This window comes from Pseudomonas sp. GW821-FHT02A08 (genome assembly GCF_059422045.1).
In genome coordinates, this window is record NZ_JBWKWD010000026.1 from 60070 (window position 1) to 76047 (window position 15978).

The following is a 15978-nucleotide window of genomic DNA, read 5'->3' on the forward strand; positions in this document are numbered from 1 at the left end:
TAGAAGTCCTTTTCAATTGGTTTTCACCACCGCCGGTGGAGTCCAGTCGCCGTCGAGGGCATCGGTTTGCGGCCAGTAGGCGCGGATGTACAGCGAGAATCCGGCGCCTTTGGGCGAGGGCAGCCAGTTGCTTTCCTTGTCCTTGCCCGGTGATTCGCTTTGCACGTAGATAGTCAGGGAGCCATCAGGATTGGTTTGCAGGGATTTGTTCTTGGTGCCGATGGAATAGCGTTTGAGCTCGTTCGGCGAGAAAAAGTGCTGTTCGTTGTACAGCGTCAGCGACCAGAACCCCTTGACCGGCGGCAGCTTGCCTTTGGCGAACGTCACGCTGTAGCCGTACTGGCCGTTGAGGCGCAGGCCGTTCTCATCCAGATCCTGATAGAAGTATTTGGTCTCTTTCTGCTGATTGACGAATATGTTCGAGCGCGCCACGGCGGTACGGGTGAAATAGTCGGTACCGAACGCTGCGCCGTTGCTCACGGTGCTCCAGTGATTGGGCAATTGCAGGCCGTAGTTGCGGAACTGCAATAGCGGGTCGATCACCTCTTTGTCGGTTTTTTTCGCCTCGTCGATCATCGCGGCGCGCAGTTGCGGGTCGGCCTTGGCGATGGCCGCGAGGGCGGCCATTTGCCCGTAGCGGGCTTCTTCGCCCGGCAATGGCTTGGCGTCCCTGAGCAGGGCCGGCAGTTCATCGAAGAACTTCTCCGGTACCACCCATTTGGTTTCGGCGTTGCCTTCAGAAGCCTGGGCCGGAAATTTCGGCAGCCTGGCCCAGTTGCGCTTCTTCATATTGCCGTCGTACTGCGACAGCGGGTACATGTCGATGCCCGACAATGCCGGCTGCACGGCCAGGCGGTCGGCGGCGGTGTCGTCCTGGAATACCCGAGGGATCACGAACCCGGTGTTCGTACGCGAGCGGTACACCCGTTTGATGCCGGGCGGCACCTTGCCATTCCAGTCCGGGCCGACCAACAGGTAGAAACCTGGCTGGGTGTTATACATTTTGCCCAGTTCGGCGAAGCTGTCGGAGCGCAGGTCGACCACCTGATACACCCAGAAACGGCCGTCGAAGTCCGGCACTTGCAGCACCACCGGTTCAAGGTCCAGGGCGATGCTGCCGGCGCCGTACACCACATCCTGGTTCGGGCAAGCCACCAGGCGCTCGGCCGGGTCGATGTAGTCGCTGAGCATCGACAGCCGATTGATCGGGGCCACGGGTACGATGCCGCCCATCAGGCCGGGTTCGGGCAGGTCCTTGAAGGCCTGGCGACGATTGAAGATGTTGGCCATCGGCCAGGCCCAGAAATACGCCTCGCGCGCCATCATGCGTACGTACGGTTCAGTTATTTTGGTGCCGGCGACAGGGCCTGAGACAGGGCTGGCGGCCGGCGCGGCGACAGTGGCTGGTGCCGCGTAACCCGGAGTACCCGACAGGGCTGCGGCTGTGAGCGTACTGGCGAAAGTCAAGGCGAAGAGGGCATGGCGCCGGGGCAAACGATTCATGAAGCGTCCTTACTTGTTGGCAGTCACCTGATGCAGGTGATTCGCTTTCAAGATAGCTCATCTTTACCCCGGTGCCGTTCAACGCAGGCGCGAATGCGTCAGGTCGCCCTCAAAGGTGATCGGCATCGATCACCGCCTTGGCGAACGCCTGCGGATCTTCCTGCGGCAGGTTGTGGCCGATGCCGCCGCTGATCAGCCGGAACTCGTATTTGCCGGTGAAGCGTTTGGCATAGTCTTCAGGCGCCGGGTGCGGAGCGCCATTGGCATCGCCTTCAAGGGTAATGGTCGGCACGCTGATGGAAGGCGCCGTGGCCAGTTTCTGCTCCAGTGGTTCGTATCGGCTCTCGCCCTGGACCAGGCCCAGGCGCCAGCGGTAGTTGAACACAGTGATGTCGACATGGTCGGGGTTGTCCAGCGCCTTGGCGCTACGGTCGAAGGTGGCGTCATCGAACGCCCATTTCGGCGAAGCCAGTTGCCAGATCAGCTTGGCAAAGTCGTGGGTGTTTCTCTCGTAACCGGCGCGACCACGATCAGTGGCGAAGTAGAACTGATACCACCACTGCAATTCCGCCTTGGGTGGCAGCGGGTTCTTGCCGGCGGCCTGGTTGCCGATCAGATAACCGCTGACCGAGACCAGTGCCTTGACCCGTTCCGGCCACAGCGCCGAGACAATGTCGGCCGAACGCGCACCCCAGTCGTAGCCACCGAGCACCGCTTGCTTGATCTTCAGGGCATCCATGAAATCGATGACATCACTGGCCAGCGCAGCCGGCTGGCCGTTGCGCTCGGTTTCTACAGACAGGAAACGCGTATCGCCATAGCCGCGCGCATAGGGCATCAGTACCCGATAGCCCTTGGCGGCCAACAACGGCGCGACCTCGTCATAACTGTGAATGTCATACGGCCAGCCGTGCAGCAGGATCACCACCGGTCCGTTGGCCGGGCCAGTTTCGGCGTACGCCACGTCCAGCAACCCGGCGTTGACATGCTTGAGCGGGCCGAACGGCAAGGGCGCCACCTGCCTGGTTTCGGCAGGGGTCGCCGCCGGCTGCGCGGTGGCGGTCGTTTGCGCGTGGGCTGCGCCGAGAACGCCGAACAGCGTAAGCGCGAGGATCGAAGGGCCGACCAGGTGGCGGCGAGTCTTGCCGGTTTTGCAGTTGCTCAGTGCCTTCTTCATGGGATGCCTCCATTACTAGCCATGGGTCAGGGGTTCTGCTTGAGCCCCTTCAAACCTTGCTTGCATTGAAGCGTGGCAACGTATCTGGCCTGTGTCGAATCGCCGGCCGGATGAAAGTCCGTGTATCGGGCGTTGGTGCTGACACACTGTGATACATAGGGAATTTATCCTGAGCCTCTTTTCAACTCGATCGAGACACATAACCCGCTTTTGTCCGTTTCGTCCGAAAAACTCAAGCGCACCCGAGCCCCCGTGCGCTCGGCGATGGCCTTTACGATGGACAACCCCAGCCCGGAGCCTGCTTCTTCGGTTTCGATGCTGCGATAGAACGGGTCGAACACCCGCATCTGTTCGTCGGCAGCAATACCAGGGCCGGAATCCTTGACCTGAAGGATCACGTTGTCCTGCACCAGCTCCACCGAAAGGTCGACGCGTCCGCCGCAAGGGGTGTAGCGGATCGCGTTGTCCACCAGATTCTTGACCAGGATCAGCAGGTCCATTTCGCTGATGACGACCTGCACGTCTTCGGTACTTTCAACACCGATATCGATGTTCTTTCGCTCCGCCAGTGGCAACAGGTCCTCCAGCACCCGTCGATAGACCTCATGCACCGAAACCGTGGTCGGCGGTCGCTCGGTGTTCGATTGGGCGGCGGCCAGGGCCAGCAACTGATCGATCAGTTTTCTGCTGCGCTCTATGCCTCGCGACAGCGGCAGCAGACGCTCGACGGCTTGCGTCGGCATTGGCGTGGCTTTCAGTCGCTCGGCTTGCAGGGACAGGGCTGTCATGGGCGAACGCAGTTCGTGGGCGGCGTCGGCGATGAAGCGCCGCTGGGTTTCCATGGACTGCGCAACCCGCGCCAGCAAGCGATTGATGGCCACAACGAAAGGCCGGATCTCGGTTGGCAGATGGTTCTCGTCGATAGGGTGCAGGGCCTGTTTGTCGCGGCGGTCTATGTCATCGGAGAGGGTGGCAATCGGGCGAAACAGCTTGTGCACCAGATCGCTCACCACCAGCAACAGCACCGGAAACAGAATGAGAAACGGCAACAGGCTGCGCCAGGCGCTCTCGCGTGCCTCTTTGTCGCGGACACCGGTTTCCTGGGCGACGACGATGCGCTCGCCCCGGGCGGTAGTCCTGACCAGCGTACGAAAGTCTTCGCCGGCGATACTCACGGTCGACAAACCATCGGCCAGCGTAGTGGGGAAGGGCAGCGGGATGACGCTGTCGTCGTTGCTGCCGAGTGCTTTGCTGCTGTCGGCCAGGTACTGCACGATGACCCTGGATTCTTCGTCGTCACCCGGGATTTTTTCGACCACAGGATAGTGCAGTGTCATCTGCTGCCGATCGAACAGCATCGCCACCTGACGCAAGGTTTCGTCCTGCATTTCGTGGGCTTCGTCAAGGGCGGAGGCGAACGCAAACATCCCGGCCAGCACCGCCACAAGCAGGATGGCCAGCGACAGCGCAATCGACAGCCGTACCTGGACCGAGTCGCTCAAGCGCTTTTTGAAACCATCCATCCCATACCCCTGACGTTCTTGATGACCTGGTTGCCCAACTTGCGGCGCAGCGAATGAATCAGAAACTCCACGGCGTTGCTTTCCACTTCGTTGCCCCAACCGTAAAGGCGGTCTTCGAGTTCGCTGCGAGAGAGGATCGCCCCTGGGCGGATCAACAGGGCCTGTAACAGGGCGAACTCGCGGCTGGACAGTTGCACGTCGGGGTTTTCGGCAGTGCTCGCCTGTTTCGACACCAGGTCCAGCGCCACCACGCCGTTGTCCAGCAGTGACTGGGCGTTACCGCCTTTGCGGCGCAGCACGGCGCGCATACGGGCCAGCAGTTCGGCCATCTCGAAAGGCTTGAGCAAGTAGTCGTCGGCGCCACCGTCGAGGCCACGCAGGCGATCGTCCAGGCTGTCCCGTGCGGTAATGATCAGCAAAGGCACCGGGTTGTTGCGGCCGCGAATGCTGTCGAGGACATCGAGCCCGCCCTTGCCAGGCAGCCCGAGGTCCAGTAGCACCAGGTCATAGGGTTGGGTCTCCAGCGCCGAGAGTGCGGTAAGGCCGTTTTTCACCCAATCGGTCGCGTAGCTCGCATCACTCAGTGCGCCCTGGATGGCGTCCCCGATCATCGGGTCATCTTCGACCAGCAATATGCGCATGTCCCGCTCCGAAAAATAGGCGCGGCGGTCATGACCGTCGCGCCTGTATTGAAGCACCTGTACCGGCGTTTGTCCGCCCGGTTATTACGCGCCTTTCATCGAATCGAAGGCCTTCATGAGCTCGTCCATGCGGGCCTTGCAATCGTTCTGTTGCGGATTGCTGGCGCGCAACGCGTCGAGCGCGCGGTCAATGGCCTTGTCCACTACATGCCAGTCGCTGGCGGCGCGAGGCTTGATCCCGGCTTCGGCGGAGTCCCAGGCGCTCTCCAGGTCCTTGATGCGGGCTTTCGCACCCGGCAGGTCGTTTTTATCGACGATCGTGGCAACGTCGGCGGCGATGGTGCGGAACTCGGACAGGTCACCCAGTTTTGAACCGGACCGGGTTTGTTCACTCATCGCACCTGAAGTGTTGCCCGCGTTTGGCTTGTCGGCGGGTTTCGAGCAGCCGGCGGCGATACCGAGCAGGAAAATCGACGAGACAATGGCGACGTGGCGAATGATGTGTTGAAAAGGGCGCATGACGATTCCTTGATGGACTGGTAAACGTTATTGAGTGGCGAGTTTGCGGTTGCCGACGCTGATCTGCGCGACCGCGACCAGCAGGACGATGACGCACAGGAAGATCGCGCTGGTCCAGGTAGCGCCCATACCGAGGCCACCGTAGGTCTTGGACTGGGTCAGCAAGTCGCCAAGAGAAGCACCGAACGGACGGGTCAGGATGTAGGCGATCCAGAAGGCCAGTACCACATTGGCACCCATGCGCCAGGCCACCAGGGTCGCGACGAGCAGCGTGGCGAAAATCACGGCGCCGAGGGTGAAACCCAGTCCCAGTGCTTCGGTGGCCAGGTCGCCGGCTGCCGTACCGAGGGCAAAGGTGCAGAGCACGGTCGTCCAGTAGAACCATTCCCGGCGTGGGGTGACGATCTCGCGGATCGACAGGTTGTGTTCCACCCGGTACCAGACGAGAAAATTGAGTGCCAGCAAGACTGAAAACACGGCGGTGCTGGTGTACAGGCTGACGTCGAGCACGTCGGTCAGGATATCGGTGAGCTGCGTCCCGACGATGCTCACCAGCACCACGGTCAGCCAGTAGATCCAGGGCGAGCAGGCGGTTTTGCGCATCTGTATGAACAACGCAATGGCCAGCAATGCCGCCATGCCGAGGCTGGTCCAGCCCAGGCCGAGGCCGGCATCGACAGCGAGGAAGTCCGCGCCGGTTTCACCCACGGTCGTGGACAAGATCTTGATCACCCAGAATGACAGCGTCACCTCGGGTACTTTGTTGAGCCATCCGGCTGTAGCGGGTTTCATGGGAGGTGCCTCTCCTATACAGCGCAGGAATTGCGCAAGGGAGACGATACGGATCGAAACTTAGCTGAGACTGAGGGGGAGGGAAGTCGTCCGGTTTTAAGCGTATTGGTGAAGATATCAGCGAAAAACTCGATTACGTGCCCGGTGTCTTTACCGTTGAACGCCATGTGCGTGGCAAATGGGTATGTGATCGCTGCGAAACCTTGATTCAGGCACCGGTTCCACCGCACGTGATCGATAAGGGCCTACCGACGGCAGGCCTCTTGGCCCAAGTGATGGTCGCGAAGTTTGCCGGCCATTTGCCGCTGTACCGGCAAGAGAAAATCTTCGGTCGCGCCGGTCTCGCCATCCCCAGTTCGACGCTGGCGCAATGGGGCGGGGACTGCGGCGTTCAATTGCTGCCCCTGGTCGATGACTGCGGCAAGTGCCTGACTGTCAAGAATCAGTAAACCGTTATCGTCTCCCAACACCAGATCGCCCGGGAGCACCTGAACCCCGCCGCACTGAACCGGTACATTCAACTTTATCAGCGGGCTACAGGGGGCCACTTCTTTACTGTTTCTTTAGCTCCAAATATAACTACACTAAACAGTCATTTAGCATAGTTATAATCTATGGTTATCAGCAGGAGAGGGTAGCTCACCTGATGCGCTAGGGTTAGCTCATCCTTGTTCACTATCTTCAAATTTGTACGGTATCTTTCGAGGGCACGCATAATCGGAACGTGTAATCGGTAACAAGCCCCGTAAATCAAGGGCTCCAGCCATCTGCGACGACCATTCCAAGAGCTTTATTTCTGCGCCTGACCAGCATCAAAGTACATCCGGCGAAACCTGCAAACTCGACGCCGTAGCGTTGGCCGCAGCTCACCAGCATCTGCAAAGCGCTGACAAAACCAGCCATAAAAACCCGGATAGGCATGATTTGTTGACGTTGTTCCATGCGATGCCCGAAGCGATTTGTCGCAGCTTGGCCCTGGACAGTCAGGAAGATTCCTTCGAGAGATACCGCGACGTGTTCACCAACAGCCGATATCCATATGAGTCGAGCAGCTGGAAATCTTCCGATCCGGTACTGATAAGATTGCTGCGGTGGACGCTGGTCAACGTGGTTGGCTATTACAAGGAGCAAGGTCCGCAGGATTCATTCGTCCTGGATGACATCGCTGAGGTGCAGGCACGAGCTGCAGGAGAGTGATCGAGGCCTGGGCCTGGCTTCAAATCTGTCCTGTCACTGTCCGCAACAAGCTATAGGATGATTCGCATAATGTATATTATGTTAAATTGCATGTTATGTGAGGAGCGCTTTATCGCAGAACACACTGAGACCAGCCTGTTAAATATCAGCACGGATCAACTACCGGATGGCCTTATCGCTTTGGCCATCGAAAAGGTTCGACTGCACAAATAAGTAGACAAGAAACTGAGAACCACGTTGAAAGAGACTTTGGGAGCTCAGATAGCAGACCTCGCGCTACTTCTGGATGGTGACCCCTCTCCTTTCTAAACCGCGACTAAGTACCGAGAGGGCTACAGCTATCTGCTGGCCCTACGCGATAAGAGTGTTGAATAGCCGCCCAAGTGCGGCATCGCGATACTGATAAAGTAGGACTGCCGTAACGCTGAAAGTGCTGCGATTAGCTGGGAGCAAATCGTCGAAGTCTGCCGACGTAGCGGGCAATCGAGATTGATCAACTGCTGGCGCACCGGTGGATGGCGACCTGAGTCACACAAGGTGACTTAGCCGGAGGCTTACGAACCAACAATCTAGAGAATGAAAGGAAATTCTTTTGCTTCAGAAACTCAAATCCATAGTGGAATCTATGAGAACCCGTTTGACTGCAAAAAGCCTCTGCTCGGTAGGTATGCTGGTAGCGGTTGTTGGTTTCCTCAGCGACAGCACCAGCGTGATCTCATTCATCAGCCAACTACGGGGAGATGACACCAGCTCGTTGAGCGTTGTTCAAGCGAGGCTCAAGCCTTACCGAATCAGCCCTGGCAATACTGAAGGCCAAGACGATGTGTTTGTTCAGCTCCAACTCAGAAACTATGGGAAGGACCCTGTGTATCTGACGTCGGCGAAGATCGAAATCGTCAGAAGCGACACCGCTCGGCCGACCCGGTGTGTTTGGTCAGTGCGTACTTACGGACGACCCCAACTCGAATACACCCCTCAAAATCGCCCCTGGCGACACGGTTTGGCTGGGCGTTTCAGATAGCGTTCATCTACCTGGTTTGGCTGCGTGGCTCGAAGGTGGTGTGCTCAATGACATCCATGTCCCGACTCCTGAAGAGCCGTTCACGATCACCGAAAACTTCTTCGTCGATGTAGTGAATCAAAGTTTTTTAAAGCTATATGGCCCCGACTCAGCAATTCAGCTGACCCTGTACTCAGGAAATCGTAAAGAGCTTCAAACATTCGATATTAAGCTAGCAGAAGGAAAAGACATTTTTGCCAAAGACGGTAGCCTTCAGCAGGACTGGTTTATCGCCAACTGGATGTACCCACGGTGGGTGCCTGGCAAGATGGACGCGTCCTGCAAGGATGAGCCCAGCTAAAGTGAATCTTCCCTAATCCACCTCGACTGCTGGCTGATGCCAAACACAAATAGACCGTAAGCGTCCGGTAATTCTGAAAAAGATCCAGTGGAATGCAGACCTGATCCCGAACGCCGCACCATGATGGAAGCCGTCGTTTTTTGTTGATTGCACCCGACGCTGGGGTATTCGGCTGCTTGATCTGCCAAGTGTGGACTGCCCTCGCACGCAACTTTAGCAACGCAACCTACAGAGCAATCGTGCAGCACCTGCTAAGCGCTCGTAGTACATAGGGGACATTGGTGCATGCACCCTCCCCGGTTCATACGCACTCCCCTACAATCCCGCTTATGCCTGCTACATCTGCAAGAAGTTTCACCCCTTTGCTGACCGCCGCCATGTGCAGGTGGAAAAGGCGCTGCAACGACATTGCAGGCCATCACCTCAATGCTCTTTGACTTTCTTGATACGCAGCACGATCAACGCAAGAATACCGATCGCGAGCGGCGCCATTACCAGCATGGCCTCTCGCGGGGCCACTTCAACTCCAAGCAGGTGCACCCCGGAGTAACCCAGCTTGAGCAAACTGAGCAAGTAGTAGGTAATGGCAATAATCGACAGCCCCTCCACTGCGCGCTGGATCTTGATCTGGGCATCGGCGCGGGCATTCAGGCTTTTCAGGATTTCCGAGTTCTGTTCTTCCATTTCGACCTGAACCCGTGCTTGTAACAGGTCGCCCAGATTGGCCACGCTTTCGGCCAGGTGCTCCAGGCGCTGTTCGGTGGCGGTGCAGTACCTGACGGTAGGTTTGAAGCGGCGCTCGATAAATACGCCCAGGCGTTGGCAATCACCTACGTGACTTTCTCGCAGCTCACCCAAACGTTCGAACACCAATTGCGCATAGGCTTGCGTGGCACTGAAGCGGTGCCGGGTTTTCGCAGCGCTGCTCACCACTTGCGCAGACAGGTTGGAAATGTCCGCCAGCAGGGCTTTCGCATTACTGCCGTCCGGGTCGGCGTTCCGTTCGGAAAGGGTGACCAGGGTCTTGTCGAAAACATCGAGCTGCGCGCTCAAGTCTTTGGCCATGGTCAACGATAACGAGGCCATCATCCTGTAGGTCTCGATTTCCAGCAGGCGGCGTATCATCCGGCCCTGGCGGTAGGCATTCAGGCGTCGGTTGACGAACAACATGTGGTTGTTGCCCTCCTCGCTCAGGCGAAAATCACTCCAGACCATTGCATCGCCACCGCCCACGCACGAACCGCTCGGATCCTTGAAGCCGTACCGGGACAGATCCAGGCCGGTTTCACCACGCACTACAATCTGCACCGAGTTGATCAGGGCCGGCAAATGCACTTCAACCTTTGACGCCAGCACCTCGGGCAGCGTTGTCCAGGACAGGTCATCACTGGATGAAGTGGCCACCAGTGTCAGGGTGAAAAACTCGGCATGGCGCTCCCATTTCAGTGCATGGCCTTCGAGTTGGGTAATGCCTTGGGCGGCATTCAGGTCGAGGGTGCCAAGGCAGCATTGTTCAAGGAATGCATTGCACTCCTGATCGCTGCCGAGGAAGGCCAGATGAAACACATGGGCCGGTTCATCGAAATACAGTGACGGGCGCGCGTGTAGTTCGTTGTGCAGGTTTTGTCGTAACGGGTGCATGTTGTATGGCCATGTTGGAGTTGTTTTTTGCCGCTTGCGATGAAAGCCCAGCCGAGCCGGATGCCGAATCTTTCGGGGCATTATCGATTGCTGTAGATGGTGGGACAGTTTGACGAACTCACGAGTCACGGCCAGGTGACAAGCCCTGGATCGACAGTAGTGAAGCCCTGCCGTCCCTGGCAGGTACTTCTCACACCGATTCCGGTGCCTTGCCCGCAAACACTGCGATGCAAAAAAATGAGATAGCCCGCGTGCAATGAATGAATCTCGCCTCAACCACCCTGCGGCAGCACCCGGGCATTGTTCCCTGCGCCTTCGATGTAGACATTCATGCCTTTACTCAGGGCCGGATTGATCGGCTGGGTCACCGATACCAGCACTCCACTTTTCACCCGAACGATGACCTGTTGCGCTGCGACCGGCTGATCGTACTTTTTCTTCTCTGCATAGTTACCGCCCACCGCACCGGCGAGTGCGCCGGCAACCATCGCGACGTCGCGCCCGGTGCCACTGCCGATCAGGCTGCCGATGCCGAGACCGCCGAGGCCTCCGAGGACGGCGCCGACGCCACTGTCGTGATTGGTCTGCATCTGCGTCAGCGATATCTGCTCGATCTTGCCCGAGCGAATCTCCATTTCACCGGCGCCGCCATCGTTCGACCCCACGGCGGAACAGGCACTGATCAAGACAGTCGCCAACGTGACCGTCAGCCAGGACATGATTGCTTTCATTGCTGTACACCTCGTCATTGGTATTTGATGGCAATGCCTTTGAGCTTGCGGCCCTGAATCGTATCGATGTCGCGGTTCCACAGAGGACCGGTCACGTAAGCGGCGACGGGCTGGATCTGGTCATAAACCACCACCACCGCGTCTGCACCCAGTTTGGCGCCTTCTTCACGCAGCTTCTGTTCGACCTGGGTGATGGGGGGCGCCGGGTCGACGCTGGCATCGATCAGGATTTCACCCAAGCGCACATTGGGGCGCGTTGGTTCCGTGCGTAATATCTGCACTTCGCTGGGCAGGGTCGGCGCTGGATGCTCGACTCCAACATAGGCGGTTGTCTGCGCATCCACTGAGGTACAGGCGTTTAACGCAAGTGCGCTGGCGATGAGCGCTGCGATGAATAAAGGTCTGTGCAAATTTGTGAGTCGAAGCAATGCATGGGAAGCCATGTCAGCCATTCCTCTTCCGGGAGCGATTCAACCGCCAACGTCTGTTGGCGATCGGGTCAAGGTTCAACTGCGGATGAATGCCCAGAGATCGGCGTTCAACTTGTCGATCGCGGCCTTGAAATCCTGCGCGGTGATCTTCTGGCTTTCATTCGACAGTTGCTTGCCGAACACCTTGCGCACGACCCTGACCACGGTCTGGTTGTCTTTCACGTCGATGAGTTCGGCCTCGATATACAGTTCGGTGTCCTGATCGCGGTGACCGGTCGCAGCCTGTGTCGCCCCGACGACGGCGGCGATGGGCACCACTTCATACCATTTCATGCCTTCGTTCGAAGCGCTTACCCCGGTGATGGCCGCGCGCATGATCAAGGTTTTCGAACCTTTTGGCGCAGCACTCGAACGCGAGACCATCCGGTATTTCTGCCCCAGCGTCGCCCTCACCTTGCTGCTCATGTAGTCCCGGATATCATCGAGTGTCTGCTGGTTGACTCGCTCATTGGGCTTGGGCGCCGGATACAGTTCCAGTCGCTCGAACGCAATCGTGTCATAGGCATTGGGGTTCCATGACGGGCTGACCCAGCGCATCGCGGTACCACCGCTCGGCGTTTCGACTTCCTGCAGGTTGTTGTAGTTGGACAGGTAGCCGGAGTATTGCGTCTGATCAGTGACTTTGGAGGTGCAACCGCCGAGCAGAAGCCCGGCCACAGTGGCACCGATGAGCAAGTTTCGGGAAAGATTCATGATGCTGTGTGCTCCTCGGATGAAGTCGTTCTGGTGCGGCAAGACACTCAAAAGCGCCAGGTCATGTTTCCGGTCACGGCTTGAATCCAGGCGCTGTCGAATTGACCGGAAATTCGATTGCCCGAAACGTTTCTGGTCTGGTCCACCGGCATGTCGCCAATCCAGATCATGGCCCAACTGAGGTTGACGTCGGTGTCCTTGTCCAGCGCATAGGTGGCTCCTGTCGCAAGGCGCCAGGACTCGGCCATCGGTACGGTCACGGTGCGATTACCGTCGGACACGGCGCTGCTGTCGTAAGCCACGCCGAAGTTCCACAACCATTGCGGGGCAGCCTGGTATTGGGCACCGAGCGACAGGTGCCAGGTGTCCTTGAAATGTGCGTCGACAGTGGTTGATCGGGCGCCGAGCGCGGTGGTGTCGACCTGCACCGCGATGTCGCCGAACTCCGACCAGTCCTGCCAGTTGACCGAAGCGAGCAAGGCCCATTGCCGATCCAGTTGCTGGAACAGGCTCAGGGTGACGGTTTGCGGCACCTTCATGTCGAGTTCGGTCTTGGTGTTGTTGACGCGCTCGAGCAGTCGGCCATCGCCTTTCACATCCAGTCGGTCCTCGAAGTCCAGATCGACCTGGCTGGTGTAGGTCAGGCCAATGCGCGTGCCGGCTTGCGGAGCGTAGATGACGCCGACGTTCGCACCGAAGCCCCAATCCTGGTCCTTGTACTTGAATTGGCCGTCCGTGCGGTCGGTAAAGCCGAACGGCGAGCGGTCAATCGCGGTCTGGGCTTGCAGCATTCCGTACATGGCCTTGACGCCGAGGCCAACCGACCATTGCTCGTTGAAGCGGTAAGCCACGCTGGGCACCAACGACAAACCACCAAGGCTGGCGTTTTGGGCGAAGTAACGTGCGGACCAGTCGTTGTCGTAATTGACCGCCAGGCCGAAATCGGCGTATTGGCCGAAGCCGACGCTCCAGTGCTCGTCCAGTTCATGGCTGATGAAAAAACTGCCGCCGGGAATCGGGTCGAGGGCATTGCCGCTGCCGCTGCCCGGCACGTTGGTGTCTTCGTCGCGATCGAACTTGAGGTTGCCGTAAAGCACCTGCAAGCCCGCGGTGATCTGTGTTCCCGGCAGGTAACTCAGGCCCGCCGGATTGCTGGCAATGGTCGAAGGCCCCTGGGCCCGGGCGGCGGCGCCGGCGTTGGCCAGGCCGGCGTTATCGGTGCCGATTTCGTAGAGCATGAGGCCGCCGGCGTGTGCTTGCTGGCTGCACAAGGCAAGCAGCGTAAAGGCAGGCAGTGCACCTATTTTGGTTTGCATGGATTAAATCCCGGCAAATGTGCATTTCCTAATAAGGGTGAATTAACCAACGTCGAAAAACCTGAATCACGTTCAAACGGCCTGTTAGGGCCACACATAAGTGGTAGTTCATATTCTCGATATTGGAAGGAACACTTTATGAATAGCGCCATCCATGCTCGTTATTGTTTATTCAGGGGCGCGAAGTATTACGCCAAAGCGCTTCACCCCGAGGCAGGATGAAGCGCAGCCCTTGTTGATTACTGATGGGTGCCTGGCAGTAGTTCAAAGTTCGGGGTAAACGGGGTGATCGCCGCCATTAACACTTCGAACGGTTTGCGGTTGCCTTCGAAGGTTGCCTTGCCGGTTGCGACGAGTTGCTCAAATCCGGTCTTGCGGGCCATCACGCCTTCCAGATCAGCACGGTCAAGGGTGATGGTAAGGTCGGCATTGCTGGCTTGCTGCCCCTTGATACTGGTCAATGTCGAGTTGCTCAACTCCACCACGAACTGCTCGCCGTTATCGGGCGTCTTGAGATTGAAGATGAAGTGTTGATCGGCGACTTTGCTGCCATCGAGGGCGATGCCCAGGTATTCGAGCCATAACTCCGTGCTCATGCCGCGAATCATGTCGGGGCCGCCGGTTTTTGGCGGCAGGCCCTTGGGCATGCCATGGCGCAGTTCATACGCGGCCGAGAGGAAACTATTGCGCACGCCGGCGCTTTCCTTCTGATAACCGACTTGCTCATAGACATCCGCCAGCAAATCCTTGGCCTTGGTGTTCTGCGGTTCGGCATACACCAGCTTGTTGAGGATTTCATAGGCTTCGCGGTACTTGCCCTGATCGAACAAGGATTGACCTTTGGCCATGATCTTGTCGGCGCCTCCCATCATTTCCACATACAAGGGTGCCGAATCCTTTGGAGACAACGGCATCAGCGTCGCCGGATTGGCATCCCAGTAACCCAGGTAACGGTTGATCACGGCGCGACTGTTGTGCTCTTCCGAACCGTGGTAGCTATGGGTCGCCCAATTGTTTTTCAGGCTTTCGGGCAACTTGTAGACGTTTTGAATCTCGTTGATGGTGACGCCCTGGTTGGCGGCATGCAGCACGGCATTGTTCAGGTTGGCGTAGGCATCGCGTTGCGCGCGCATCACATCCTGAATCCGCTCATTGCCCCAGCGTGGCCAACTGTGGGAGGCGAACATGACGTCTGCCGTTTGACCGTAGCGATACAGGGCATTGTTGATGTTCTTCGACCAGACCAGTGGGTCGCGGACAAGGGCGCCGCGCAGGGTATAGATGTTATGGATGGTGCCGGTGATGTTTTCGGCGGCCCAGAACGCCTTGAACTGTGGGAACCAGGTATTCATCTCCGCGGGCGCTTCAGTGCCGGGCGTGCTCTGGAACTCCATTTCGATACCGTCGATGGTCAGGGTTTCGAAATCTTTGGCAATGTAACGGTTGGGCTCGATCAGCCCCATGTTGCCAATCGAAGCATTTTTACCAATGGCCATGTCGACGTGACCGTACGGGCTGTGCGGCAACAGCACACCATATTGCAAGAACGCCCGCCGGTTCATGGCGTTGCCGGCGTAGACGTTTTCAGCCACGGCATGCTCCATGAAGCCTTGCGGCGCAATCAGCGGGATCTTGCCGCTGCGGACATCGGCCTCGTCGACCACGCCGCGGATTCCGCCAAAGTGATCGGCATGGGAGTGGGAGATAACCACTGCCACGACCGGGCGCTTGCCCAGTTTTTCGTTGATGAAGTCCAGGGCGGCCCTGGCGGTCTCCTTCGACAGCAGCGTATCGAAGACAATCCAGCCGGTGTCGCCCTTGATGAACGTGATATTGGCCAGGTCAAACCCGCGCACCTGGTAGATCTTTTCCGGAACGACTTCATAGAGGCCATAGGCCGTATTGAGCACCGCCTGACGCTGCAGCGACGGATTGATGCTGTCGTAATCCTTGCCTTCATTGAGGAAGTTGTAGCTCCCCATGTTCCACGCGACGTTCCCGGCGTCGGCCATGATCTTCTTGTAGGGCGGTGCGGCGATGAAGCCTTTTTTCGCTTCTTCAAGGTCGCGCTTGTCTGCAAAGGGGAGTGTCTTGCGCACAGTGTTCTGCATGTCGACCGTGTAGGACGAAGGCGCCTTGCCCTTGCTGTCGAAGTGCACGTTTTGCGATGAAGCCGGATCGGAAGCTGCGCCGTTTGCATCGGCAGCGAAAACGCAAGGGCTGATGCCACCGCCAAGCGTGATCGCCAGTGCCAGATGGAGGGTCTTGTTGTACATGAAAAGGTTCCTGCGCCAGATGAATGTCCAAGGGCGTCAAGTCAACGCAAGTGTTCTGCGTTCTCGGCTTGACCCGTCGAACCATGAATAGCATATTGAATTAATTCCGAAAAATTC

Annotated in this window: 14 protein-coding genes and 2 pseudogenes; 2 read left to right on the top strand and 14 right to left on the bottom strand. The window is 58.0% G+C overall.

Annotated features, from left to right (window positions below):
- Positions 1-12: 12 nt before the first annotated feature.
- The 6 genes from AC07W4_RS18560 to AC07W4_RS18585 form a co-directional block, all read right to left on the bottom strand.
- Positions 13-1503 carry a DUF1254 domain-containing protein gene (locus AC07W4_RS18560; protein WP_495033462.1) on the bottom strand — a complete coding sequence of 497 codons (1491 nt, stop codon included), beginning with the start codon at positions 1501-1503 and terminating at the stop codon, positions 13-15.
- Between the two features lie 109 nt (positions 1504-1612).
- Positions 1613-2680 (bottom strand): alpha/beta fold hydrolase, encoded by a 1068-nt coding sequence (locus tag AC07W4_RS18565; RefSeq protein WP_495033463.1) that lies wholly within the window; start codon positions 2678-2680, stop codon positions 1613-1615.
- A 164-nt stretch (positions 2681-2844) separates the two neighbouring features.
- Positions 2845-4203 (bottom strand): ATP-binding protein, encoded by a 1359-nt coding sequence (locus AC07W4_RS18570; RefSeq protein WP_495033464.1) that lies wholly within the window; start codon positions 4201-4203, stop codon positions 2845-2847.
- Positions 4179-4844, bottom strand: a complete 666-nt coding sequence (locus tag AC07W4_RS18575; protein ID WP_495033465.1) for a response regulator — start codon at positions 4842-4844, stop codon at positions 4179-4181. The genes AC07W4_RS18570 and AC07W4_RS18575 overlap by 25 nt, the downstream gene beginning before the upstream one ends.
- A gap of 84 nt (positions 4845-4928) precedes the next feature.
- Positions 4929-5363: a hypothetical protein gene (locus tag AC07W4_RS18580; protein WP_008000889.1), complete on the bottom strand. Its 435-nt coding sequence runs from the start codon at positions 5361-5363 to the stop codon at positions 4929-4931.
- Between the two features lie 27 nt (positions 5364-5390).
- Positions 5391-6155 (bottom strand): COG4705 family protein, encoded by a 765-nt coding sequence (locus AC07W4_RS18585; RefSeq protein ID WP_495033466.1) that lies wholly within the window; start codon positions 6153-6155, stop codon positions 5391-5393.
- Positions 6156-6253: 98 nt separating this feature from the next.
- Between AC07W4_RS18585 and AC07W4_RS18590 the strand changes: the two are divergent.
- A pseudogene (locus AC07W4_RS18590) lies at positions 6254-6568 on the top strand (IS66 family transposase); the annotation flags it as partial.
- 66 nt (positions 6569-6634) lie between these two features.
- Here AC07W4_RS18590 and AC07W4_RS18595 read toward each other — a convergent pair.
- Positions 6635-6703: pseudogene (locus AC07W4_RS18595) on the bottom strand (hypothetical protein); the annotation flags it as partial.
- Between the two features lie 202 nt (positions 6704-6905).
- A complete protein-coding gene (locus AC07W4_RS18600; protein ID WP_495033467.1) occupies positions 6906-7097 on the bottom strand; it encodes a hypothetical protein in 192 nt (63 codons plus the stop codon).
- Between the two features lie 1316 nt (positions 7098-8413).
- Here AC07W4_RS18600 and AC07W4_RS18605 point away from each other — a divergent pair.
- Positions 8414-8713, top strand: a complete 300-nt coding sequence (locus AC07W4_RS18605; RefSeq protein WP_495033468.1) for a hypothetical protein — start codon at positions 8414-8416, stop codon at positions 8711-8713.
- Between the two features lie 423 nt (positions 8714-9136).
- Here the strand turns inward: AC07W4_RS18605 and AC07W4_RS18610 are convergent, their stop codons facing one another.
- From AC07W4_RS18610 to AC07W4_RS18635, 6 genes are all read right to left on the bottom strand, one after another.
- Positions 9137-10354, bottom strand: coding sequence for a DUF3422 domain-containing protein (locus AC07W4_RS18610; protein ID WP_495033469.1), 1218 nt, complete (start codon positions 10352-10354; stop codon positions 9137-9139).
- A gap of 272 nt (positions 10355-10626) precedes the next feature.
- Complete coding sequence (locus AC07W4_RS18615; protein WP_495033470.1) at positions 10627-11085, bottom strand: glycine zipper 2TM domain-containing protein; 459 nt, start codon at positions 11083-11085, stop codon at positions 10627-10629.
- Between the two features lie 14 nt (positions 11086-11099).
- The gene (locus AC07W4_RS18620) at positions 11100-11528 is read right to left on the bottom strand and encodes a hypothetical protein (RefSeq protein ID WP_008049880.1); all 429 of its coding nucleotides are present in this window, start codon (positions 11526-11528) and stop codon (positions 11100-11102) included.
- Between the two features lie 63 nt (positions 11529-11591).
- Positions 11592-12269, bottom strand: coding sequence for a DUF3313 domain-containing protein (locus AC07W4_RS18625; RefSeq protein WP_495033471.1), 678 nt, complete (start codon positions 12267-12269; stop codon positions 11592-11594).
- A 47-nt stretch (positions 12270-12316) separates the two neighbouring features.
- Positions 12317-13585: an OmpP1/FadL family transporter gene (locus AC07W4_RS18630; protein ID WP_495033472.1), complete on the bottom strand. Its 1269-nt coding sequence runs from the start codon at positions 13583-13585 to the stop codon at positions 12317-12319.
- A 239-nt stretch (positions 13586-13824) separates the two neighbouring features.
- The gene (locus tag AC07W4_RS18635; RefSeq protein ID WP_495033473.1) at positions 13825-15861 is read right to left on the bottom strand and encodes an alkyl/aryl-sulfatase; all 2037 of its coding nucleotides are present in this window, start codon (positions 15859-15861) and stop codon (positions 13825-13827) included.
- Positions 15862-15978: the final 117 nt, after the last annotated feature.

What these genes read in the sequence shown, in the direction of transcription:
- AC07W4_RS18560 (WP_495033462.1), bottom strand. Translation starts at nt 1,503, where the DNA reads ATGAATCGTTTGCCCCGGCGCCATGCCCTCTTCGCCTTGACTTTCGCC.
- AC07W4_RS18565 (WP_495033463.1), bottom strand. Translation starts at nt 2,680, where the DNA reads ATGAAGAAGGCACTGAGCAACTGCAAAACCGGCAAGACTCGCCGCCAC.
- AC07W4_RS18570 (WP_495033464.1), bottom strand. Translation starts at nt 4,203, where the DNA reads ATGGATGGTTTCAAAAAGCGCTTGAGCGACTCGGTCCAGGTACGGCTG.
- AC07W4_RS18575 (WP_495033465.1), bottom strand. Translation starts at nt 4,844, where the DNA reads ATGCGCATATTGCTGGTCGAAGATGACCCGATGATCGGGGACGCCATC.
- AC07W4_RS18580 (WP_008000889.1), bottom strand. Translation starts at nt 5,363, where the DNA reads ATGCGCCCTTTTCAACACATCATTCGCCACGTCGCCATTGTCTCGTCG.
- AC07W4_RS18585 (WP_495033466.1), bottom strand. Translation starts at nt 6,155, where the DNA reads ATGAAACCCGCTACAGCCGGATGGCTCAACAAAGTACCCGAGGTGACG.
- AC07W4_RS18600 (WP_495033467.1), bottom strand. Translation starts at nt 7,097, where the DNA reads ATGGAACAACGTCAACAAATCATGCCTATCCGGGTTTTTATGGCTGGT.
- AC07W4_RS18610 (WP_495033469.1), bottom strand. Translation starts at nt 10,354, where the DNA reads ATGCACCCGTTACGACAAAACCTGCACAACGAACTACACGCGCGCCCG.
- AC07W4_RS18615 (WP_495033470.1), bottom strand. Translation starts at nt 11,085, where the DNA reads ATGAAAGCAATCATGTCCTGGCTGACGGTCACGTTGGCGACTGTCTTG.
- AC07W4_RS18620 (WP_008049880.1), bottom strand. Translation starts at nt 11,528, where the DNA reads ATGGCTTCCCATGCATTGCTTCGACTCACAAATTTGCACAGACCTTTA.
- AC07W4_RS18625 (WP_495033471.1), bottom strand. Translation starts at nt 12,269, where the DNA reads ATGAATCTTTCCCGAAACTTGCTCATCGGTGCCACTGTGGCCGGGCTT.
- AC07W4_RS18630 (WP_495033472.1), bottom strand. Translation starts at nt 13,585, where the DNA reads ATGCAAACCAAAATAGGTGCACTGCCTGCCTTTACGCTGCTTGCCTTG.
- AC07W4_RS18635 (WP_495033473.1), bottom strand. Translation starts at nt 15,861, where the DNA reads ATGTACAACAAGACCCTCCATCTGGCACTGGCGATCACGCTTGGCGGT.